This window comes from Pararhizobium sp. IMCC21322 (assembly GCF_030758295.1).
GTDB lineage: Bacteria > Pseudomonadota > Alphaproteobacteria > Rhizobiales.
In genome coordinates, this window is sequence record NZ_CP132335.1 from 1,727,640 (window position 1) to 1,750,069 (window position 22,430).

A 22,430-nucleotide genomic window follows, 5' to 3' on the forward strand; every position below is an offset into this window, starting at 1 on the left:
ACAATGGCAGGCAGCATTTTGTCGGTGTTCGCACTACCCTTTGTGGATAGTCCTGACCCCGCAAGTTGGCCGCTGCTGGTTTTGACCATCGCTATTCACACCGGGTATCATTTTTTTCTTCCTGTTGCCTACGATCACGGTGATTTCGGGCAGGTATATCCAATTGCTCGGGGTATGGCCCCGATTCTTGTCACTCTGGGCGCATTGATCTTCGCTGGAGAGCACGTTAGCCAATTCGCGTTAGTAGGCATTTTGTGTCTCGCCGTTGGTGTAATGGCGCTGGCTTTCGATGGTGGAAAAGTCAGCTCTATCAATCCAAAGGCAATACTCTTTGCACTTGCGACAGGCGTTTGCATTGCGTCCTACACGGTTGTCGATGGAATAGGCGTGAGGCAATCCGGGTCGATATTGGGTTTTGCAGTGTGGCTCACCATTTGCAATGGTGTCCTAACTTTCCTGATTGCGCTCATTTGGAAGAAGCGCGAAATAGTAGTGGTCTTGAAAAACAACGCTTTGATCGGTTTCGCCGGGGGCGCGATGCAAGTTGGAGCCTATTGGATTATCGTCTACGCATTGGCTGTAGCGCCCATGGGAATGGTCTCTGGCCTACGCGAAACAAGCGTTCTTTTCGCCGCGCTCATTTCAACTTTCTTGCTGAAGGAAGGTTTCGGCGTTTGGCGCTTTGTGTCCGCCTGCCTGGTAACGTTTGGGCTAATAGTCAGTCGAAACAGAAGTTAGACAAATGAACAAGGTCTGCTTCTGTGAGTGGGTAAAACAGAGATGAACTGCGGTGAATAAAACGGTCAAAATGGGCTTGAAGTTGCCGATGTCATCTTGCAACAACTCCATGAATTTGCCCTGACGATAGCCGCTAGTTACGGCCCAAAGTTGCCTTTCGAGGGAGTCCAGGATTGTTCCTGCTATTTCTCCAAAGCGGACTGTCCTTTATCAGCGACTATCGCTTTAAATGCTTCATGTTTCCAACGTGAACTCAAACGCTTAAATCTACGCCACATAAGAAATACTAGAGTCGTCAGGACTATCGCTCCGACCAGGTGCGAGAAAGCGATTTTTTCAGACGTAAAGACAGCCGAACCAATCAAGATCGTTAGGATAGTCGAGTTCAAAAAAGCACCTCTCGCGATTCGATCTCTACTGCTTCTCATCTCGAATTGCTCCGACAGCCTCTCCGATCTTTCGAAGAGTTCTGCCGTGTCAATTTTGGTGTCGTACTTTTTTGGACCTCTTGGAAGCAACCATCTCAGATAAGCCGGCAAGCCATCCCGCAACTTAGTAGCGCATTTCGGATGCCAATAATCATCAAGCAACTTAGCCAATACGTCAGTTGAAATTTTAGAAACAAAGTCCACCAGCATGCCTGCAAGATATATGTTTGGCAGCAAGAACCCGGCGGTTACCACCGAAATTTGTAACGGTCGGAGCCCGTCTGGCATCGGCATGATCTCCAATGCTCCTGCAAACCAAAACACCATCAATAACCCCGAGCCGGTAATCAGGTATTCAATAAGAAGTCCGGGTAATGATTTCACAACTGAACTCCGAATCGTTAGCGTCGCAGTTCACCTAACTTGAACCACGAAATGTAGAATGTGCAACGCCATTCGCGGATGTTCGTGGGTGATAGACACACTCGGTCCATTGCCGACTTTCGTGTCATCCGCAGCGAAAGTCAGCCTGGAGCCATTGGTGATCGATACTGCGCGATGGGCCAAAGTCTGCTATGCCGGTAGAAACGGTCAATCCGTCATTCAAGAGTGGAGCAAACAATTAATGCTTGTTGCGCGTATCGCCGTGCATCATAACTGTGAGAAGGTACGTGACCAAAAAAACTGCCGAAGCTAAATTCAGTCCTGAACAAATAAAAACCCTAACCGATTATGCCGACGGTCTCGTTTGGAAGAACCCAAATGTTACGGTTTTGAATTCTGATTCCGAAATTGAATATAATGAACTCGTGCAAATTCTGCAGGACATGGTGCTTAAATCGCATCGGCGAGGCAAACTAATACTCCCGAACTTGGAGGCTCACGGCAATGAGACAGTTGCGGTTTTTTCTGACTACGCGGGCGAGTCTTCGGGCGACCATCACACTTACTCATTCTTAACGTGCGGTTGGAATACCTCTGGCGCTTTTTTGGATAAGATGAGGGATATTCGGGCAAAAACGCAGCTTGGTGATAAAGAAATTGCGTTCAAAGACTTTCGCATGGGCCAGATGCAACGCGCCTTGCCTGACTATCTAAAGGCGGCTGATCTATTGTTACACGGCTTTTTGTTGACGATTGTCGTTGATAAAAAACTGCTTTCGCTATTCGGCCCAAATGAAAAGAATACATTAAAGAAACTGTCAGAGACCCTAGAAACTGCTGGTTTAGGTGTCTGGAAGCCCGCGAGCGCCGAAAAGTTACTACGAGTGGTTCATAGCACCGCATTTCTAGTCGCACTGCTCGCTAAATCTGGTCAGAATGTCTTTTGGATGTCAGACAATGACACAATCTGCGCTAACGAAACTCTTCATAACAATGCTTTGGATCTCTTAGGACGGACCGTAAATACTTATTCCAAGGCGAAAAATTTTTCTAATTTTGGCGGAGCCGCACCATTTAAAGATCGCAACCTCGGGCATCTTGACCTTCTCAGCCTAGCAGACATTACAGCCAGTTCGATTGAGCACTATCTCACCCTTAAAAATGAAACGCATCTGAACAATTTTGAAGTAAAAGCTGGCTCTCACTCCGTATTGCAGTGGCTTGCGCACGACGGGTTATCTCTATCAAAAATGACGATCATCGTACGCCCCGGTAAAGATGGTGGGATCGAGACAGCTAATCTAGAATTCAACCTAATTGACGAGCCCGACAACCTTACGGCTATTCCCATCGTGATCTGATACATGTATGTTTGAAAGACTTGGCGTCACGCGATCGATGGCAGATTTGAGTAAATTTTACCTTGATCAAATTGGGAGAGGTGAAGCAGAACCGGACGTCGGCAAGGATGTTCTACATAGGCACCTTGTCCGCAGTGTTGACCTTTGAAGCAAGTGCGACGAATGTCTCTTCTCCGCCCAACTTCGCCGTTTGTTGCGTTGCAATAGGTATGGCCAGAAAATTTCCCTTCTTGGTAAAGACACTTGAATTTAGAAAAGCTCTATTCCCGATTGGCTTCGCTCATATGGATTTGCAAGAAAACATTAGAGCCCCGTGAACCAAATTTGCGACGGGTCATGACTGCTACGGAAGTGGAAATGAGCCGAGAAAGAATAAATACCGCAGGCGGCAAGATGTGTGTTGTTAAACAACACCGCTTGGCAAGGGGGCAAGGCCCCCGTTGCATCCCCGGGTTTAGGTTTGATGGATGTTAATAAACTGAGCCTGAGTCGTGAGCGGCCTTCCGGAGTTGTGTTCGCCTGCTCTGCATTCTAACTTTTTTATGTGTAGAACCGATTGCAGGAACTGCTTCATGGATGGATTTGTGGATATTTTTGCTGGCGCTGTTGTTGCTTCATCTGCTGCATTTTTTCTATTTAAACGATTGTACCGGTCCATCGTAAGGGATTTCGAGATTTCTCAATTGGAGAAAGACGAAAGACTAGCCGGGCAAAGCTTTCGGTATTTAGAAACCCTCTGCCGGGAACTTGCCAACCACATGATGACGCGGGATTCCGGTTTTTATTTGAAGACCTATGAAAAGTGGCAGGAAGAAAGGAAGCGGATTGGAGAGCTGTCCGAAAGCGAGATGCAGGATCGTTTGCGCGTAATATCGTCTGAAATTCCACGTTATGAGGATTTAATGCCCTGGCGTTACGCTGCCCAGACAGCGTAACTGTTGTTTCCAATCCCCGAAAGTTGGGGCTGGCCGGACGCTTTCTAAAGACGCTGGGTTTGATGAGCCAATCACCCATGCCTCTGTTGAAGCTATAAAAGATGATGTGAACTGGCATCGCGCTCGCGTGCAGATCGTTCCACTCATTGTTGAGTAGGTGGGTGATGCGGCTCCCATCTGCGCTTGATCCCTTGAGAAGCTAAATAGAGCGAACGCCACGTCGCATCGAGTTCGAGTTGTAAATCTATGCACATTGCGAGCTGTTCAATATCTTCGTTCTCGACACCCACACGGCTAACGGCTGTGCGATGATGTTGGCAGTCCTCATATATGGCGATTGCAGAGTCAGGGGAAATCCTCACAACATCTGATACATCGAGCCGCCAAGCCTCATAATACCAGTTACGCATCATATTCAGGAACTCTTGAGCCTGATCTATTTCAAGGTTTTGCTGAGGCATTTGGAAACTCATCAAACTGCGGGAATGGATATTGAAAATTGCCGGTTTTATGTCGCCGCGCGATCAGCTCTTGGATAAATTCGCTCGTACATTGGGCAAGTCTTAGGCCGCTTTGATCCTTCAATTCCTGAGCTTGAGCGAGAATTTCCGCATCATCGGCAACCTCTTTAGAGAAGTTATCCGCGCTCAGAACGCTATCTGACGATGCATGCATTTTGTCGAGGAGAAGTTTCATATCTCGGTCATTCATCGAGTTTTTTCCAATGCTGTAGACACTCAAAAAGTGTCCTCAACCATATAGGCAATCCCTTCAAAGGTGAATCCCTTGTAGCCGAATTGCTTTGAAATAAATCGCACCGGCCTACGCCATTTTAAAGCCCGTTCAGAGGGTTTGATGTTTTTGTTGCCTTTTTGGCATGTGAAGGAGTGGGCCTGACGATTGCGCCATTAGTCATATTCGCCGACGAAATCTCGGCCTACACCTTCAAATAGCTTTAATTCGATTTCAATTTCCCCGGCGTGGTTTGCAACTTTCCCTTGGCAGTGGGACGCGTAGGGGTAACCGGCGCTATGGCTCGATCAGAAGGAGCGGTCAGGGTGGGTTTTTGAAAACCAACTGGCCTTTTGGAATATGGGTATTTGGTGCAAGATCCACCTGCCACGCATTCAATGCAATATTGTAATTCTCCAGAACAACAATACTGATTGTTAGACCAAACTTTGTCTACGTCAGAGGGATATTTGTCTTTGTCCACCGATGCTTGGCATAACGCGAGTACTAGAATCTCAGGGATACCATCTATTTTATTATCTGTCGCCGATACGGGCGACATCGATAGCATCGTGAATAAGGCCACCACAGCCAGTTTGGCTGCGCAGTTGAGCCGCGTTGCTATTGTTTGATCTAACTTAAAAACATTTTTCATTTGCTTCTCCAATAGACACTGTTTGAACCAGAAAACCTGCTAAATCAGGCTCTAAGAGCCCGATCTGAAAGTTGTTGAGTGATACCAGTGGGATGTGATTCCGTCGGATTGACAAAGATTCGATGGAGGCCACTGTGTCCTGGACTGATATCACCCGCACCGAGCATAACCGCAATTCCGAGCGCCATCCAACCGATTTGACGAACGCCGAGTGGGCTGTGGCGTTACCATTGGTCCCACCCTCGCGGCCAGGTGGCCGACCCCGCACGAGCGATATGCGGGAAGTGATGAACGCAATTCTCTACATTGCTGGCAGCGGTATCGATTGAAAGCGTCCAGCCATTCTGATCTTTGCGGTATTGGAAGCGTCAGTTACGCTGTGTCGGCAACATAAAGCCAAGGCATTAACTCGTCCAGCTTGGTGATCTTGTGATCTGCGATACGGCTGAGAACATCTGTCAGCCAATCCTGCGGATCGACTCCGTTGAGCTTGGCAGTCTCAATCAGTGTAAAGGCAATGGCCATGGCTTTGCCACCACGCTGTGAACCAGCGAACATCCAATTCTTGCGCCCGATGGCCACTGGCTTCATTGCGCGTTCGCAAGTGTTGTTGTCCAATTCCAGAAAACCATTGTCGAGATAGGGGCGGGTTTTTGGCATCCGGGCGAGCGCATAGCTTCCACGCCACGACATAGCGCGAGAAGTCATCAAGAATGGTCGATAGGTAATACCAGCCCCACCCAACGATCTTGATGTAGGTGAAGTCCGTCTGCCACATCTGGTTGATGGCAGTGGTTTTATCGCGGAACTCATCGGCAGCTTTGATCACAATGAATGCTGGGCTGGTGATGAGATCGAGCGCCTTCAGTAGCCTGTAAACACTGGCCTCTGATACAAAATAGCGTTGTGTATCTGTGAACCGTACCGCCAACTCACGCGGTGACAGCTCCGGTTCCTCCAGTGCCAGATCAACGATCTGCTGCCGAACATCATCTGGAATACGGTTCCAGACATGTAAAGGCTTGGGAGAACGATCCTCCAAGGCTTCGACACCACCCAACAGATACTTATCGTACCAGCGGTAAAACGTGGTGCGGGGAATACCCAACTTGTCGATGGTTCGTTTCGTGGGAAGATGCGACTGTTCGACCAGCCTGATGATCTCAAGCTTCTCGGATGCGGGATACCTCATTCGATATCCTCCCCATCCCCGAGCATGCTTTTTTTGAGCAGGCGCAGTTCAAGCGTTTGCTCAGCGACAACCTCTTTCAGATCACGCGTTTCACGACGTAAGCCCTGAACTTCGCCAGTGCTGGCCTCGCGTGCCGTATCGCCAGCCAGACGCTTCTTGCCGGCTTCCATGAATTCCTTTGACCAGCTGTAATACTGGCTCTGCGCAATACCTTATTGCCGGCACAACTCAGCAATCGTGTCCTCACCGCGTAAACCGGCCAGCACGATGCGTATTTTGTCTTCAGATGAATACCGCTTACGCGTCTTGCGGCGGATGTCCTTTACCGTGCGATCAGCGGCATCGGTGTGACGTTCGGGTGTATGTCTCATTCTTCACTCCTAGGTGGTGAAGATGAGCCAAAAACTCTCCCTTATGCAATCAACCTACTTTGTTCCATTGGCGCTGACGGGGAACAAGATTCCTGGTCATTTGGAAGCTGGCATGCGCGCAAGCGTGATGATCAAATAACCAAAACTATTTTTATCAAAACATACTTTCAGACAAAGCTAGGGGTGGAATGGGCCTACTTTAGAGTTGGCCCATTTTCGTGCCGAAGCCTAGAATAACATTTAGTTTCAATTCGACCCCATGGCCGACACTTGGCCCAAGTTTCCATTGATCAAATTACGGGCACGGCTGCTTTATGTCGCTCAGCATACGTCGACCACGATTCGGCCAACGCCCGCTTCTCACCCAAACGGTCCATACGGTTTCCGGCCCTTAGCCGACTTTCAGACGGGACGACATCAACAACAAATTTGAGGTCAGTGCGAACCTCCACCTCAGTTGAAACACACAGCCGATGATAGGCTGAATGAACTCAAAACGTGAATGAATAGTGACAATCTTTGCCAAATGTGGTCAGACCGTGGAATGGATTTTCTGGAACGCTTTGTAACACTTTGGGTAGTAATTGATCCCATTGGCACAATACCCGTATTTATCGCAGTAACGGCTGGCATGGCGTCAGATGCGCGTCGAGCGACCGCTTTGCTTGCGACAATTGCGAGCATCGGCGTTCTGCTGTTTTTTCTGGTGTTTGGGCAGATTTTGATCGATGCGTTGGGGATCAGCCTCTTGTCCTTCCAAGTGGCTGGTGGCATCATTTTGTTTCTGTTTGCGTTGACCATGATTTTTGGAGAATCAAAGCCAGATTCGGACAAACGTTCAGTCGAATCTGGTATTGAGACAGCCGGCGACAGCCGTCCCTCACCTGCGATTTTCCCGCTTGCAGTTCCTTCACTCGCTTCGCCCGGTGCGATGCTCGCCATTGTGCTTCTGACAGACAACAACCAATTCGCGATAACAGACCAGGTTTTAACTGGGGTCGTGATGATCGGTATTCTCGGGATTGCCTTTGTCTTCATGCTTCTTGCAGACCCGATCATTAGGCTGATTGGAAATTCAGGCGCGGCCATCATCAGTCGGGTGATGGGAATGATATTGGCTTCCGTCGCTGCAGACGCGGTTCTGTCGGCGATTGTGGAAATCGTTCAAACTGGCTCCCTGTAGGGTCTTGTCAGAGGAGCTCTCAACGCGTGTCAAAAGCCACACAAGTTTGGTTTACCCAACGCGCAATTAACGCCAATCGATTAATGACTAATCGCGTAATTGCTTGAAATTTGATCGGCTTAGGAAAGCACATTGCTGGCCAAACCGGTTAAAAGAAGACGGCGTGGATTGATGAGAATTTCTGCAATGCGCCCGTCGATCTAAATTGGTCCATTGCACGTTCTCATCGTCGAAAATGAAAATGTGAATTTTCGTCCTGATTGTTTTCGTATTTTCCAGTCTCATGCTTGAGGCTAATTCCAAGATCACGCAGAGCCGGACTTCCACAGCATTTTACTTCATACTTTCAATGCAGCGCGGCGATCTCGCCGTTTGGAAACATAGCTTTCCAGCGTCAGTTTGAGTGGGGCCCTGCCTGATGGTGCCAGGTTTCCTTCGTTAATATCGGCCCAAGACCGTTTCACCAAAAACGATTGTTTCGTGACAGATGTCGATGCCGCGTTCATGCGGAATGCCTCCGACCTGCTGCAGAGTGAGCGGAAATTGGATGTAATACATGATCGCAAGTTTGATGATTTCGGGCAAAGCACTGAAATGCTTGAAAGCGTTTCTCGTTGTTATGGTGAAAAACTACCGAGGCTTGTTATTTACGACAGGCTCAGCTGACAAGACCTTACAAAGGTCCGGTAAAATCGAGCGATGGCGAATAGGAAAAATCTATGACAATAACCAAGCGTAACGCTTTGAAGCTGGGCATTGCTTCGTTTCTGGTAAACCTTGCGGGTAACACAGCAGCGAAAGAAACGGTCGGCACAAAAGTTATCGTTGTCGGCGCTGGCATTGCGGGGCTAGCCGCAGCACAACAACTTCAATCTCAAGGTGCGACCGTGATTGTCCTTGAGGCGGGGGACTATATAGGCGGACGCATTCGTACTGATATGTCTTTGGGAGCGCCATTTGAATTTGGGGCTGGGTGGATTCATGGGCCAGACGAAAAAAATCCGATCAAGCGGCTTGCAGACCGTGTTGGTGCAAACACCTTTGTCACCAATGATGACAGTCTTGAAGTTTTTGATACGCAGGGCCAGCCACTGAAAGGCGAAGATTATGACCGCATGGACAGAATGTATGACCGGTTGCAACGCAAGCTCTATCTGCGGGGGCGCCGTAGGGACAAGCGCAGCATTTACGAGGCGATCACGGAAATAGAGCCTGAGTTGTTGAATGATCCATTAGGGCGTTGGATGTTGTCAGCTTATATCGAATTTGACATAGGAGCGGGCATCGAAGACATCTCTGCCGCCAACGCCTTTTCAGACACATCGTTTGATGGTGATGACGTCATTTTCACTGATGGGTATGATGCCATTCTAGCCCCATTGTCCGATGGAATTGATGTCCGCCTGAACTCCACTGTGTTCCAAATTTCTTATGGCAAAGATGGCGTTGAGGTTAACGGTATTGAGGCGGATTACGTTGTCTGCGCCGTGCCATTGGGTGTTCTAAAGGCAGGCACAATTGCGTTTGATCCGGCGCTCCCAAGCGCTGTTCAAGACGCAGTGAATGAGATTGGTTTTGGCACTGTCACTAAAATTGCGCTGAAGTTCGATAAGCCGTTTTGGAATGTTGAGACCCAGTATTTTGGCGTCATGACTGAGCCAAAGGGACGTTGGAACTATTGGCTAAATTATCGCAAATTCAGCAATGAGAATGTCCTTCTTGGTCTGTCGTTTGGCCAATACGCTCCTGTCGCCGACAAAATGAGCCAAGATGATATGACCAAAGATGCGATGGAGGTACTCCAATCTGTCTGGGGCGAAGCTGTGACTGCACCTAACGCGGTATTGACCACGCATTGGTCCCAACATCCAAATTTCAAAGGGGCCTATTCCTACCCGCAAGCAGGTGGTTCTATTGCGCAATATGAGAGATTTGAAAAACCAATAGGCAATCGTCTCTTTATGGCGGGCGAACATACGGTCTTCAACTATCATAGCACCACTCATGGTGCCTTGATGTCTGGTCGCCGAGCTGCGAAGGCAATAGCAAGTCTTTGGTGAAAAAAGGCGGGGACATTATTGCTGAGACAGTAGCTTTTTCCGCCAAGCGAAGTTAGCGTCTTTAGCGGTGGTGGTGCCGCGTTGAAGATATTTAGGTCTGGGTAGCAAATGGAATCTCTGACTTCAACGGCCAGCATTGCTCAAGAAATTCAACTTTCCATCGGCCCTGTTTTTCTTTTAACTGCCATCGCGGGCATGCTTACTGTGTTAACCGGTCGCCTGACCCGGGCCGTTGACCGCGCGAACGCGGTTTCATCAGCACCACATTTGGATGACGAACAATCGGGCGTTTTGAGCGACCACGAAACTTTTACTTTGCTGCACCGCATCCGGCTTATCGAATGGGCTATACGGCTCAATGTTAGTGCCGCTTTGTTCATTTGCCTGGTTGTTGTCGCCCTGTTTACGGGTGACTACGTTGAACAAAACTTATCATCAGCAATTGCCGGGCTGTTCATATTTGCCATGGTGTTGCTGATTGTGGGATTGCTGTTATTTCTGCAGGAGGTGCGCCTATCTGCCCAACAGACCCGGAGAGATATCGAAATTCTACTTAAGGTCAAAAGTAAATAACTTGCGAACAGGCATTGGTGTTCCACAGGCGCTGACGTCAAACAAACCAAGCATCGCTGCTGCCCAAAAATGTAGTTTGCTGATCACGGATGCTAAAGTCCGAATAGCGAAAGGCGCATTGTGGCGATGGCGCAGCTATCCAACATCTACGATCAGAACTCGGTCTCTCGCCATCTCACACTTCAACAGACCACCCAAACTCACGCCTGAAACAAGCGCATCCTAAAGCTGTACCTGCTCCGATTACGTGGACCCTGCGGTATTCGAGATGAATTCCACCTCGCTGCAACAGCCCAGAACCTCAGAAAACTAGCAAAACTGATCCCAGTTCAAAGCCAAACCCTGTAAACAGAGCAAAAGCCAATGACATGCTGGACTTGCCCCGCTTTGATTCCGCATCCAGTTCTCGTTTATGCTACTTTTTGTTCGAATGCGATGGGGGGGTTGCCTCCTAATGTTGAGTGGCGGCGGCGTGGATTGTAGAAGCCGTTGATATATTCGAAGATCGCAATCTCGGCTTGGCGCCGCGTGTGCAATGTCCGGCGCCAGATCAATTCGGCCTTGATGGTTTTGAAGAAGGTTTCGACAACGGCGTTATCATAACAGTTTCCCTTGCCGCTCATTGAGACCTCGAAGCCGTGTTTGCGCAACTGCTTTTGATAATCATGCGAACAATATTGGGCGGATTCAAACGGTCGTCGCAACGGTTGGTTTGTAGCTCATCTTAAGACGTCTTCCAACGCTTCTGCCGGTGTTTTCCATCCCAGCGTTTTTCTCGGGCGACTATTTAAGGTATGAGCAACAGCCTCCAATTCTTCCGCACCGTGAGCACTGAGATCTGTGCCTTTTGGGAATTATTGACGCAGCAGGCCGTTGGTGTTTTCGTTGGAACCGCGTTGCCAGGGGCTTTGAGGATCGCAGAAGTAGACGTCGATCCCGGTGTCAGACGTCAGTTTTTCATGCTGAGCCATTTCAGCTCCCTGGTCCCACGTGAGCGATCTACGCAAATGTTCGGGCAGCTCTCGAATAGATTTGGCGATGGCGTCGCGCACGGCCTCCGCCCCGTGTCCGGCAAGGGCCAGGCCGTTTTTGATGCGTGGCTCCGTTCCATGGCCCGGCATCGGTGGTAAGTGGAGCAGAAGGGTAAAGCGGGTTTTGCGTTCAACCAATGTACCGATCGCAGAGCTTTTCAGGCCAAGGATCAAATCCCCTTCCCAGTGACCTGGAACCGCACGATCCTCAACTTTGGCAGGGCGTTTAGTGATCATTATCTCGTCAGTTACATAGGCCTTGCCTTTGCCCTTTCGCCGAGCGCGGGGAACACGCAGGGCGCGACCAGAGCGCAGGTAAGCGACCAGTTCTCGACGCAGCGCTCCATGTCCCTGAATGAACAAGGACTGATAGATCGCTTCATGGCTGATACGCATCAAAGGGTCATCCGGATAATCCAGCGGCAGCCGGCGTGCAATTTGCTCAGGTGACCAAGCTGTTGCCCAACGGCGATGCTGTCTTCGAACAGATCGGCGTTTCGTCCAGATAACATCCGGCCCTGGCGTGATATCACCGTCAATTCTGGTCACGTCACCAGCTAACCTGTCTTCGACATATTGGCGCAAGGCCGAATTTTGGGCCAACTTTGTCGTCTTGGGGCGTTTTGCAGCTCGGTTAGCGTGCCATTGGGCCGTTGTCGCACGATACTCGAAGCCGCCACTGCGCGTCGCAGCATTCCGGCGGAGCTCCCGCGATACCGTTGAAGCCGCCCGCCCAATTTTACGTGCAATCGCGCAGACGCCCAGGCCTTGAGCTCGACAAAGTGCAATTTCTTCACGTTCCCCAAAACGGAGATATCGCCCTGAAAGCGGTGGCGCTGAAATGGAATATTGTGACGGCGGCATGCCTCCAGCCTCTCGGAACCAACGACTGCCTACAGGGGCAGACGCACCAGCCTGAACTGCGGCCTCTGAATTGGAAATACCCTTCTCAATCAATCGCCAGAATAAAACCTGCTGCGCTCGATGAGCCACTTTGGGACGGCCGGGCGAGCGCATTTTGTCCCGTGTGCTTCCATCAGAAGCTCGTTTGTGTGTCGTCATCGCAATCTCCAATTCGGAACCGTTGCGACGACCGTTTGAATCCGCCCTATGAGCATCTTTGTTTTGCCTTCAAATGAACGTAATGTCTCGGAGGGATGGATAAGGGAGGCTGAACTGGCCTTTCATGTTTTTGACGGCGTTTATATACTCGTCTAGCCAATGCAATAATCCAGCCCTCAGAATGAAGGGCTCAAAAGAAGGTAATCCTGATGAATCGAAATGTTCTTTACTTGGTGATCGGCCTGCTGGCCGTTTGCGTTGCGGTGGTGGGTTACTTTTACTATCAAGAGAGCCAAAGCGGCATCAACATCGAGATCGGCGAGGACGGCGTAAAGATCGAAGGGAACTAGCCAATCGGATTCGCATGGTGTGCTGCACCTAAAGCAGAAATTCAGCCAATCTTTTTGCGACAAGATTTTGCGATACCTAAACCCTTGAAATCATACAGCACGAAAATCCGTTGCAAAAACCTTCGATACTGATGACAAAGTCGAAATTGACAGTCTCACGCCAGATCTACTAGAAAACAATTCTTAGAAGAGGCTGTTATGGAACTGGCGTTCTAAACGGGGCAGTAGGCAGGAATTAAGTTCTATGTGCACTTTGGAAAGCTATGCTGCTTAGGCTTTGTCATCAGTATCGATCGATTTTGCGACGAATTGACAGCACTGCAAAGCGCTTATGATATTCAATCGAAATCACTTAAGAGTGCGGATCAAATGCAAGAGCTAGTTCTTGTCCGAAGACATCACTACACGATCAACTTGTTCTGACCTTTCCACCCTCTCTTCCTTGGCAGCTAGTATGTGCAGCGTAAAACTGTCGTCAGCGTCAGTCGAGTCTTCTACAGCTAAGGGGTCAATTATCGCCTTGGACGTAAGACCAGTCCTCTATCGCGCTCCGGCACACGCTCCCGCATCATCCCTGGCATGTTGTCGCTGTCGCTATAGAATTGCGCGTCATGTTTGTGGCGTGTGAGAGCGACGTAGGTCAGGTGTTTGTCCAGCGTGCGCGACGATAAGACAAACGATCTATCCACCGTTGCGCCCTGGCTTTTATGGATGGTAGTGGCGTAGCCATGATCTATGGATGCGTATTGGTTTGGGGAGAAGGTCAGGTGGCGCGGTTTGTCGCTGTTGGCACCATCAAGGGTAACGAATATTTTGTCTTTGGTGACTTTTTCAATCGTCGCCAACGCACCATTCTTAACGCCAAGCTCGGTATCGTTTTTGGTGAAGATGATGCGGTCATTGGGGGCGAAGGCACGCTTGCCATGATTGGTTTTGAAATAATGCTCATCGACCAGTTCACCGCTTGATTTGCGAGCCATGCGAACAGCCTGATTGATAGCATGTACATCTTTGCGGCGATGGGCGAAGGCGAGCCGTGAGGCGGTCTCGCCGCGTGTTTCGATATCAACCATATAATCCTGCACCAGGGCGGCAATGGCATCATCCTGGCTTTTGGTCGTTTTGACCGCGCCGTGCTTTTGATAGGCATCTATCGCCTTTCCGGTATTGCCCGTTGCCAGATCAAGCGAGGCTTGGCGCTGCCAGTCTGATTTCTGGCGACGGATTTCTGTGAGTTTTGCCGCTCCAATACTTTCAGCAATATCTTTAAACGGCGTTCCGGCATTGATGGGCTGTAATTGTTCCGGGTCGCCGACCAGAACGAGCTTTGCACCATATTTCTTGGCGTGCTCGACAAAACGGCTCATTTGGCGTGTGCCAATCATTCCGGCTTCATCAATCACCAGAACGTCACCGGGTTTTAATTGGTTGTATCCGTTCTTCCAGCTCATTTCCATGGAGGCCAAGGTGCGACTGATAATGCCGGAGGCGCTTTGCAGACCATCGGCAGCCTTACCGGACAATGCCGCACCAAAAACCTGATAGCCTTGTTTTGTCCAAGCCTCATGCGCGGCTGCAAGCATGGTGCTTTTTCCGGTGCCGGCCAGACCGATAGCGGCGGTTATTCGTTCTGGCTTTAGAATATGATTTATCGCCGCGTGTTGTTCATCGCTCAGGCTCGCCCCGTGCAGTTTTTGCAAAATCGCGTTTTGACGTTTAATGGCGTCATGCGTATGGGCAGGTTTCACGCCATGAGTGTTTTGATCGACCATGATTTTTGCATCATGCGTGAGCCCGCTTTTAAGCCCCTCCATTTCCCGCGTTGAATAAATCGGTAGCGGATGATTTTTAATCTCGACCAGTTCTTTCGAGCGCAAAACCGCATCGGAGGCGGCGCGTAAGGCCAACGGATCATCGATATAATTAGCCAGCCCGCGCAGGATATCACGGCGGTTAAACTCGGACTTTTTATCGGTGATAATATCCAGAATTTTAATCGGCGATTGCCGGACTTGTTGCGCCGTATAGAGTTGGTCTTCTTCGGGCAGCAAAAGCGCTTGGTCGGGATCTGCCAACAGATCGACACCAAGCACCTGTTCGTTAAGGTCAAAAGCATTCCCACGATGCAGTTTCGCCAGATGCACCGCGTGTTGTTCTTTGAGGCTGCAAAATTCTTCTTCTAAGCCGCGTCTTTCACCGAGTTGCCTTTCAATCAGTTTTTGTAATTCGGTCTGGTCACGGCTTTTATCTGCTTCTGCGGCCTGCGTGTGTTCAGCACGCATAATGTCGTATCTGCCGGAAAGCCTTGCCCAGATAGCTTTGATACCTGTCGGCAAAAGCGCGGCGCGGGATTTAACGACTTCAATCCTGCGCGCCTCTTGTGCTACCTCCAATGCTGCACGTGTTTGTCTGTGATCACCGACAAGAGCGCGGCGTTTTGATTCAACGGCATCAATTTGTTGTTGAAACAGTGTTTCTGCTTCTGCAAAGGCGGCATCAAACGGAGCACCTACCTTATCGGCAAAGCGTTCTGTGATATGCAATTGGACTTCATCAACAGAAGGCAGCTTTTCAATATCACCAAGGCGCGCGCGTAATTCTTTGGTCTTCGCGCCAAGCCAGCGCGAAAGCGAATAAACTTCGCCCTGACCATCAACCGCAACAAAGCCGCGCCTGTCACCTTTAGCGAGCGTCAAACCATGTTCAGACAAGGCGGCGGCAAAGGCGGCCTTTGAATCAGAGCCCGCCCAGCAATCCAGCAAAAGGCTTTTCAATTCCTTCGGGTCACGTTGAACCCTTTTTGCTTGCTGGTGTTCAGCTTGGGAGTAATTGAGCTGGTCGCGTTCCTCGCTGTTCATCAAACCGCGTGGTATTTGCCAACCATGTTCAAGGAATAGCTCCCGCGATAGTTCTTGTAGCTTGCGCTTGTAAAGCGAGACATTCAGCGCACGCATGCGGACAATATTAATGCGTGACCACACACAATGCGCGTGCCGTCTGCCCTTCTTCTCGTGAAAAATGATTGCGCGGGGTTGGCCGGTTAATCCAAGTTTTGCTTCAATTCCGGCAATGGCTTGCTCAAATGCTTCGACAGAAACATTCTCTGTTTCCGGCGGACTTAAGACCAGCGAGAACATGAAATTCTTGCACTTCGTTCCCCGGCTCACCGCATAGGCTTCTGTTAAAGCCCCGGTCAGATCATCAGACACAAATCCAAAAATCTCATGCACGCGGACATGCTCATTCTCACGCGTGTTCAATAGATGCCGCGCCAATTGCACAGCACCACCGCGTTCATTGCCTTTTAAAATCAATGTTGCGTCTGCCCGCCAATACCGAGCGCCTGCGTCAGATCAAGCCGCATAGAGCGCACATAGGCATAGGCTTCATTGATCTGGTCTTCGCTCTGTTGATCCAGCAGTAACGTGCCGCTATTGGCGTCATAGGCAAGTTGGTTCAGATTATTGGCAATCCGCGATTGCCCCAACAATCCCAACACTCGTCCTAAAGCCTCCTGATCTTTGACGGGAGCGCGAAGTCTGATCTTGCGTGGCGCACCATCCCCGCCAAACAGACACTTGCGAATATAGGCACTCACCGACATCCCCGCCGATAAGTGTTTTAGCTGCGCCATTTCCTCAGCTGTCACCCGAAAACCCACGAACGGCGCTTTTGACGTTTCTTTGTCTTTCGGTGTTGAACCTCCCGCAAATGCCCTGCCTGCAGCCTTGTTTTCCTGAAGCTTTTTACTCTCCCTCATATCGACAGCCTCGGGTGTTGCACACGAGGGCCAGCCTGCTTTTCCGGCTCTAGGGATAGATCGTCTAAATCAATGTTCTCCTGTTTGAGGTACTGGTTCCATTCCTCCAAAGTATCCAAAATTGTGTTCGAAGTTTGTATCTCCCCGGGCACCATTTTTCCCAACTGAAAACATTGTGCTGTGCTTGGGATGTGGCGGCCCAAACCAGTCAATTACAACAATTAAGCAATTTTTTCAGACGCTGCGGGAAACACTTCAGCCAATTCAATGCCGTCTCGATAGGGCGGGTAGCGGCCATGAGCAGCGGTTAGCACCAATGTCTGCTTTGTGGGCAAAATCGGCCTTGGTGAATTTTCGCTTTCGGTAAAATTTTGGCTATCAGACCCGTAGATCGGTCGAATCAAACAACCATTCAATAAAAATACGCGATGCACTTCTGCTCAAGGTCTCGCTCTCAATCACCCAGTATGCTTCGGCCATGGGAGTGGTTCATGTTTTTATGGCCTGCTGATCCAAGCTCATTTTGGCAACGTCGCCTGACCAGTTGCAACAATACAAGAAATAAGTGCTCAAAAAATTACGGCGACATCTGATGAATTCCCGATTGAAAACTGCCATCTGCGCTGCCGCCCTATGTTTTTCTGGTGCCGCTGCAAACGCAGCCAATATTGTTGAAATTGCCGTCGGCGACGAACGCTTCTCAACGCTTGTCGCTGCCGTTCAAGCCGCTGGCCTTGCTGAAACACTCAAAGTCCCGTTTCGAACGCGTGTCGGCACCTCTATCGAGTTTCGCCTCCACTTTTGCGACATGCACTATCAGGTGCCGTCGATAAAGTTCTATTTCATGGAGGAGCGAATGATCTCTGCAATTTCATCGTAACCGCGAGAGATCGCGTGCTGCAATGGAGTAACGCCGTCGCGGTCGGCGATTGAAATATCTGCACCAGCTTCCACCAATGCCTTCACAGTCTCAATGTGATCGGAACCACCATCACCCAATACCACAGCTTCCATTAGCGCTGTCCATCTGAGGTTATTGATGTGGTTGAGTGGTGCCCCCATCCTGATCAGCCGTCTGACGACTTCATGGTGGCCAAGATGCGCAGCGGCAATAAGTGCTGTGCCGTCATAAATACTTGTCGTCAGGCCGGGATCATTTCCGACTTCGATTGCGAGCGAAACCAATTCCGGATCGTTTGCCACAGCCGCGATTGTCACCACGTCATAAATACCGTTTTCCAAGGCGTTCATATCGGCGCCCGACTCAGCCAGCGTACGGACAATCTCATCATTCGAAGCAAAAGCTGCGACATGGGCAGGAGTTCGGCCATAATTATCTCGCTTATCAAGAGCCGCGCCGCTTGCAATCAATATCTCCAATTTTGCCATGTCGTTTTCATGCGCCGCTTTGTGTAACCCGGTAAAACTTTTTATCTCCGAAGAAGACGGAGCGCGCTGAGCCGATGCTGATTCAGCGAGATAAAAAGTCAAAAAGGGAAGCAGGGCGAGGAGTTTTAGGCTGGTGCGAAGCATGGTTTCAATCCTTGGTGCCGGCCACGTCAAATGTTCAACGTGGCCCGATATTATCAGTGGAAACAGACTACTCTGCGTTGATTGCATCAAGGCCTGTGCGAGCGCATGTCGCATCAATATCGCCAGATGGTGCACCACCAACGCCGATACCGCCGACAAGGACACCATTGAACTTGATTGGAAGACCACCGGCCTGAATAACCAGGCGCGTGTCCATGTAACGCAAACCATCGTTCTGCGGATTGCCGCCGATAAAACCGGCGAGACCCGCTGTATCACGCCCCATGCTGGCTGAAGTGAATGCTTTGCCGGTGCTGCTCCCTACAGTGTGGGGCCCGGCATTGTCTGCGCGCAGCAATACCTTCGTTTCGCCGCTACGTGCAACCACGGCGACGCTTACATTATGACCTTCACCAGAACAGGCTTCAACGGCTTTCTGTGCCGCTGTTTGTGCCAGGTCAAGCGGCAGGTAAGGTGCTGTTGGAAGCTCTTGAGCGAGCATTGCTGTAGGGACAAGAATTGCCGCCATCGATATGAGAAGATGTTTCATCTGGTTCTCCATAAGTTGATCATGAACCAGATTTACGAGCTGTTGTTCAAATCCGACATTCGTAGAGGCCACAGCAATATACGTATATCTACGTAGACTTTCTCGCTTCAAGCCAGAGTTTTGCCTGTTCGGCCACCGCGATTGTCCCAAGTTTGTGTCCAATAGCAGCGCGGTGAGACTCAACTGTACGCGGAGAGAGCTCCAGGGCCCCGGCAATTTGAGACGACGTGTGGCCATCGACCACCATAGCGAGCACTTCCTTCTCGCGGCTGGTCAGTTGGGAAATCAGTGTGATCAACTCTCGTCTTTCGTTTTGCTGTTGGATATCTTGCTCTAAGGCAGATAATCCTTTTTGAATTGCATCGATAAGATCCTGTTCGTCGATTGGCTTGCTCAAAAAATCGATAGCCCCATTGCGAAATGCTTTGCGGCAAGCATCAATATCTCCATGACCACTGATAATAATCGTGGGCCATACGATACCATCTGCGACGAGTTTTTCCTGTAATTTCAGACCTGTGATCATGGGCATTCGAATATCCATGACCAAGCAGCCAGGTTCCAGCTTTTTGATCTGACGTAGAAGCGCTTCGGGTCCATCGAAGGTCTTCACTTTTATGCCGACCGTGTCCAACAGCAGTGCAAGCGCTTTTCGAACCGCTTCATCATCATCGATCAAATAAACCGGATGGTTCATCATGCTGCTTCCGCTTTTTGCTCGTTTGAAATTGGAAGGCGCACGCGGAATATGGTGCTATCCGCATCCTCCACAAGTGAAATTTCGCCCCCCATTTGTTCGGTCAGCCGCTGCGATAAAGCCAGCCCCAGACCCGTTCCTCCTTTCTTCCGAGTTACGAATGGCTCGAAAATACGCTGGCGAATTTCCGGAGCCACACCACCGCCATTGTCGCTCACATCTATAAACGCTTCGGTAGCTCCAGTATGAAGCTGCACTTTGACAAGAGGATTGACTTGATTTTCAACTGCATCAAGAGCGTTGCGCACGAGATTGAAAAGAACTTGCTCCAATTCTACTGGATCAGCCTTTACGAGCACAGGCATAGGGGGAGAATCGAACCTCATGGAGATTTTTAATTCGTTTGCTTTCGGTAAAAGCAGTGATCGTATGGTTTCCATTGATTCTTGCAACGAAGTAAGTTGTTCCGAAGGCTCTTGCGGCGTGGTCCAACGCCTCATGCGTTCCAAAATGGACGCAGCGCGCTTTGACTGTTCGATTGCATCATCAAGAACTTTGCCGAGTGACTTGTTCTCGCTCCGCCGAAACATGTGTTTTCCGGCTTGCAACTGGCTTAATATTGCGGTCAGGGGCTGTGTCAGTTCGTGAGCAATCCCACTTGCCATCTCCCCCAGCGCATTCACCCTGGAGGCATGTGCCAGCCTTAATTCCAATGCGCCAGCATGCGCGGCCCGTTCAGCACTGCGTGCTCGCAAGTACTGGCGAACCAAAGAAAGGAACAACAGATACGCAAGCGAGACAGCTGCAATACCGATGAAAATCGGCCGTAAAGGAAAAAGACTTGCCCAAGATGGGTTAAGCGCAGTTTCCAGTACAAGTGGTTGCGAGGCGCTTCCTAGCGCCTTTGAGAATGCAGCAGTATTGCCAAGGTGCTTGCCGGTTAACAAGGATCCATCAGGTGCTGTGAGACTGCTTTGCACGGATTCTTGAGCCCAAAAGTCGGCATCAGTGCGAATTAGCGCTTCCCCATTAATTGTAAGTGCAAGGCCAAAACGTGCTTCATCTGTATTGGGGCTTCGTTTGATCAGCAAATACTCGCCTGAGATTTCCGGAATAGCCAAGAGTTGCAGCGCGCCTTTCGAGCGGCGTGTTGCGTTGGCAATTATTTCAGCATTATCATATGTTTTTACACCATCCGTTTTCGCCACGGATGTGCCATCGGTCAATGACACGAGATCAATTGAAACGATCCGCGGGTAAAACCGCCGAATTGAATTCGCAACATCCAAAAACAAATCAGTTCTCAAGTCAGTTCCCGCAGATGCAACAGCGGAAAGAGACGTCAAATGAGCATCGTGCTGATCCGCGCGTTGTGACACTACGCGATGCAATATTTCGCTTTCAGTCACTAATTCGCTCTGCAATGACCAGCGTTCAAACATAGACACACCGATCACAATCAACACAATTAGTGCCAACCAAATTGCAACCAATCTAACTCTGCTGGAATGAGCCACGTCGTTTCCCATAGAAGAAATTTCCATACCCATCTATCAGCATTTTAAGAACAGAAGAACACGAGGGTCCAATAATTGCTGAGGTGTGAGTTTGACCTTTGACATTTGGATATCGCGATCTCGCCGGTAACCCATCGGAAAATAGCGGCTGCAATAGGCAACCGGCAAACATTTCCAACCGTATTGTAGGATGGATCAAACATTTATCGATCAACGCCATCTTTCACAGCATCTGCTCTCTCCACGCCTTAGACAACTGACTCTGACCTGGCATGTCAAATGTCTGCATCGGGAAAGTAAGCGTGAAGCAATCGAAACATTGAGCGGCAGCAATGGGCCGGAGACTGAAAAGTTTAAGGCAACGCATCCTGTTAAAGAAGCGCTCCTTATGCACATACACCATCAGTTGCAAACTTGAATATCACATCATGAATGCTCTACATTGGCCAATACCAACCGAGCATCTCGATTCCAGCAAAATCAAATGTGGTTGCACACTACCATGGTAGTGTGGCATAAAGGTTAAATCCGATTGGGAAAGGGGAGCCATGTGTGTTGTCATAACGGGTGCGGCGAAGGGCATTGGCTACGCCGTGGCCGAGATTCTGGCCCGGGAAAACACATCAATGATTTTGGTGGATTCTGATGGCGATGCCTTGCGGACCGCTGAGAAAACACTCGCGCCTCTGATCGAAACTCTGATCTGTATTGAAGGGTCTGTTGCGGACCAGAAAACCGCTACACAGGTTGCGGAGGCTGCTTCAGAATTGGGCGGTGCCAAGGGCTTCTCGCACAATGCAGGCATTCAGCGTTATGGAACGGTCGTGGACACGCCCCCAGAGCTTTGGGACGAGGTCATGAACGTCAATTTGCGCGGCGCTTACTTGATGGCGCAAGCGCTGATGCCGCAGCTCGTCAAAAACAAAGGAAGCTGCGTTTTCATGTCGTCAGTTCAGGGCTTGGCGACGCAACAGAATGTGGCGGCCTATACCGTATCCAAACATGGACTGATCGGGCTGGCGAAATCCATTGCGGTGGATTTCGCGAAGGATGGCGTGCGTTCCAATGCGGTCGCACCCGGCTCAGTGCATACACCCATGCTGGACTGGGCCGTCGGCCTTTCAGACACCCCGGATGCTGTCTGGGACGAAATCAATAACATGCACCCGCTTGGCCGCGCGGCAGAGGCTTCCGAAGTGGCTGAACTCGTGGCATTCCTGCTCTCCGAAAAAGCGTCATTTATGACCGGCGAAGTTTTGAAAGTCGATGGTGGCCTTATGGCGCTCATTGGCGGAACTCCCAGACAAAGGGCTTAGAA

20 protein-coding genes and 5 pseudogenes are annotated in these 22,430 nt (G+C 50.0%); 10 read left to right on the forward strand and 15 right to left on the reverse strand.

Annotated elements, in window-relative coordinates; all coding sequences use genetic code 11:
* Positions 1–3 precede the first annotated feature (3 nt).
* Positions 4–738, forward strand: a complete 735-nt coding sequence (locus RAL91_RS08375) for an EamA family transporter (protein WP_306261339.1) — start codon at positions 4–6, stop codon at positions 736–738.
* Positions 739–920: 182 nt separating this feature from the next.
* On the opposite strand, the gene RAL91_RS08380 is transcribed toward RAL91_RS08375, so the two are convergent.
* Positions 921–1,550 carry a hypothetical protein gene (locus RAL91_RS08380; RefSeq protein WP_306261341.1) on the reverse strand — a complete coding sequence of 210 codons (630 nt, stop codon included), beginning with the start codon at positions 1,548–1,550 and terminating at the stop codon, positions 921–923.
* 287 nt (positions 1,551–1,837) lie between these two features.
* Between RAL91_RS08380 and RAL91_RS08385 the strand changes: the two genes are divergently transcribed.
* Both RAL91_RS08385 and RAL91_RS08390 read left to right on the forward strand, forming a co-directional pair.
* Positions 1,838–2,911: a hypothetical protein gene (locus tag RAL91_RS08385; protein ID WP_306261344.1), complete on the forward strand. Its 1,074-nt coding sequence runs from the start codon at positions 1,838–1,840 to the stop codon at positions 2,909–2,911.
* Positions 2,912–3,483: 572 nt separating this feature from the next.
* The gene (locus RAL91_RS08390; RefSeq protein ID WP_306261346.1) at positions 3,484–3,846 is read left to right on the forward strand and encodes a hypothetical protein; all 363 of its coding nucleotides are present in this window, start codon (positions 3,484–3,486) and stop codon (positions 3,844–3,846) included.
* Between the two features lie 143 nt (positions 3,847–3,989).
* Here RAL91_RS08390 and RAL91_RS08395 read toward each other — a convergent pair whose 3' ends face one another.
* From RAL91_RS08395 to RAL91_RS08405, 3 genes are all read right to left on the reverse strand, one after another.
* Positions 3,990–4,307, reverse strand: coding sequence for a hypothetical protein (locus RAL91_RS08395; RefSeq protein ID WP_306261347.1), 318 nt, complete (start codon positions 4,305–4,307; stop codon positions 3,990–3,992).
* Positions 4,288–4,557: a hypothetical protein gene (locus RAL91_RS08400; protein ID WP_306261348.1), complete on the reverse strand. Its 270-nt coding sequence runs from the start codon at positions 4,555–4,557 to the stop codon at positions 4,288–4,290. Before RAL91_RS08400 ends, RAL91_RS08395 begins: the two co-directional genes overlap by 20 nt.
* Before the next feature lie 244 nt (positions 4,558–4,801).
* Complete coding sequence (locus tag RAL91_RS08405) at positions 4,802–5,233, reverse strand: hypothetical protein (protein WP_306261350.1); 432 nt, start codon at positions 5,231–5,233, stop codon at positions 4,802–4,804.
* Between the two features lie 122 nt (positions 5,234–5,355).
* Between RAL91_RS08405 and RAL91_RS08410 the strand changes: the two are divergent.
* Positions 5,356–5,553, forward strand: a pseudogene (locus tag RAL91_RS08410) (transposase); the annotation flags it as partial.
* A gap of 52 nt (positions 5,554–5,605) precedes the next feature.
* Here the strand turns inward: RAL91_RS08410 and RAL91_RS25050 are convergent.
* The 3 genes and pseudogenes from RAL91_RS25050 to RAL91_RS08420 all read right to left on the reverse strand — a co-directional run.
* Positions 5,606–5,758 carry a transposase domain-containing protein gene (locus tag RAL91_RS25050; RefSeq protein WP_371932533.1) on the reverse strand — a complete coding sequence of 51 codons (153 nt, stop codon included), beginning with the start codon at positions 5,756–5,758 and terminating at the stop codon, positions 5,606–5,608.
* Positions 5,759–5,821: 63 nt separating this feature from the next.
* Positions 5,822–5,941: pseudogene (locus RAL91_RS25055) on the reverse strand (hypothetical protein); the annotation flags it as partial.
* Positions 5,883–6,796, reverse strand: a pseudogene (locus RAL91_RS08420) (transposase); the annotation flags it as partial. The pseudogenes RAL91_RS25055 and RAL91_RS08420, both read right to left, overlap by 59 nt.
* Before the next feature lie 502 nt (positions 6,797–7,298).
* On the opposite strand from RAL91_RS08420, the gene RAL91_RS08425 reads away from it, so the two are divergent.
* From RAL91_RS08425 to RAL91_RS08435, 3 genes are all read left to right on the forward strand, one after another.
* Entirely contained in the window at positions 7,299–7,979 is a 681-nt protein-coding gene (locus RAL91_RS08425) for a MarC family protein (protein WP_306261352.1), read from the forward strand.
* Between the two features lie 719 nt (positions 7,980–8,698).
* A complete protein-coding gene (locus tag RAL91_RS08430; protein ID WP_306261354.1) occupies positions 8,699–10,039 on the forward strand; it encodes an FAD-dependent oxidoreductase in 1,341 nt (446 codons plus the stop codon).
* A 108-nt stretch (positions 10,040–10,147) separates the two neighbouring features.
* Entirely contained in the window at positions 10,148–10,612 is a 465-nt protein-coding gene (locus RAL91_RS08435) for a DUF2721 domain-containing protein (protein WP_306261356.1), read from the forward strand.
* Positions 10,613–11,022: 410 nt separating this feature from the next.
* On the opposite strand, the pseudogene RAL91_RS08440 reads toward RAL91_RS08435, so the two are convergent.
* Positions 11,023–11,295: pseudogene (locus RAL91_RS08440) on the reverse strand (IS3 family transposase); the annotation flags it as partial.
* A 36-nt stretch (positions 11,296–11,331) separates the two neighbouring features.
* A pseudogene (locus RAL91_RS08445) lies at positions 11,332–12,705 on the reverse strand (IS30 family transposase).
* Between the two features lie 209 nt (positions 12,706–12,914).
* Between RAL91_RS08445 and RAL91_RS08450 the strand changes: the two are divergent.
* Complete coding sequence (locus RAL91_RS08450; protein ID WP_306261358.1) at positions 12,915–13,055, forward strand: hypothetical protein; 141 nt, start codon at positions 12,915–12,917, stop codon at positions 13,053–13,055.
* A 512-nt stretch (positions 13,056–13,567) separates the two neighbouring features.
* On the opposite strand, the gene RAL91_RS08455 is transcribed toward RAL91_RS08450, so the two are convergent.
* A complete protein-coding gene (locus RAL91_RS08455; RefSeq protein ID WP_306261360.1) occupies positions 13,568–16,369 on the reverse strand; it encodes an AAA family ATPase in 2,802 nt (933 codons plus the stop codon).
* Complete coding sequence (gene mobC / locus RAL91_RS08460; protein ID WP_306261362.1) at positions 16,366–16,815, reverse strand: plasmid mobilization relaxosome protein MobC; 450 nt, start codon at positions 16,813–16,815, stop codon at positions 16,366–16,368. The genes RAL91_RS08455 and mobC overlap by 4 nt, the downstream gene beginning before the upstream one ends.
* Positions 16,816–17,407: 592 nt before the next feature.
* On the opposite strand from mobC, the gene RAL91_RS08465 reads away from it, so the two are divergent.
* Positions 17,408–17,695: a hypothetical protein gene (locus tag RAL91_RS08465; RefSeq protein ID WP_306261364.1), complete on the forward strand. Its 288-nt coding sequence runs from the start codon at positions 17,408–17,410 to the stop codon at positions 17,693–17,695.
* On the opposite strand, the gene RAL91_RS08470 is transcribed toward RAL91_RS08465, so the two are convergent.
* The 4 genes from RAL91_RS08470 to RAL91_RS08485 all read right to left on the reverse strand — a co-directional run bounded on the left by RAL91_RS08470 (position 17,653) and on the right by RAL91_RS08485 (position 21,139).
* Positions 17,653–18,348: an ankyrin repeat domain-containing protein gene (locus tag RAL91_RS08470; RefSeq protein WP_306261365.1), complete on the reverse strand. Its 696-nt coding sequence runs from the start codon at positions 18,346–18,348 to the stop codon at positions 17,653–17,655. The two genes, RAL91_RS08465 and RAL91_RS08470, sit on opposite strands and share 43 nt — an antisense overlap.
* A 67-nt stretch (positions 18,349–18,415) precedes the next feature.
* On the reverse strand, positions 18,416–18,898 hold the full coding sequence (locus RAL91_RS08475; protein WP_306261367.1) for a heme-binding protein: 483 nt from the start codon (positions 18,896–18,898) through the stop codon (positions 18,416–18,418).
* Between the two features lie 88 nt (positions 18,899–18,986).
* Positions 18,987–19,595: a response regulator transcription factor gene (locus tag RAL91_RS08480; RefSeq protein WP_306262858.1), complete on the reverse strand. Its 609-nt coding sequence runs from the start codon at positions 19,593–19,595 to the stop codon at positions 18,987–18,989.
* Positions 19,595–21,139, reverse strand: a complete 1,545-nt coding sequence (locus tag RAL91_RS08485; protein WP_306261369.1) for a sensor histidine kinase — start codon at positions 21,137–21,139, stop codon at positions 19,595–19,597. Before RAL91_RS08485 ends, RAL91_RS08480 begins: the two co-directional genes overlap by 1 nt.
* Positions 21,140–21,660: 521 nt before the next feature.
* Here RAL91_RS08485 and RAL91_RS08490 point away from each other — a divergent pair.
* Positions 21,661–22,428, forward strand: a complete 768-nt coding sequence (locus tag RAL91_RS08490; protein WP_306261371.1) for an SDR family NAD(P)-dependent oxidoreductase — start codon at positions 21,661–21,663, stop codon at positions 22,426–22,428.
* Positions 22,429–22,430: the final 2 nt, after the last annotated feature.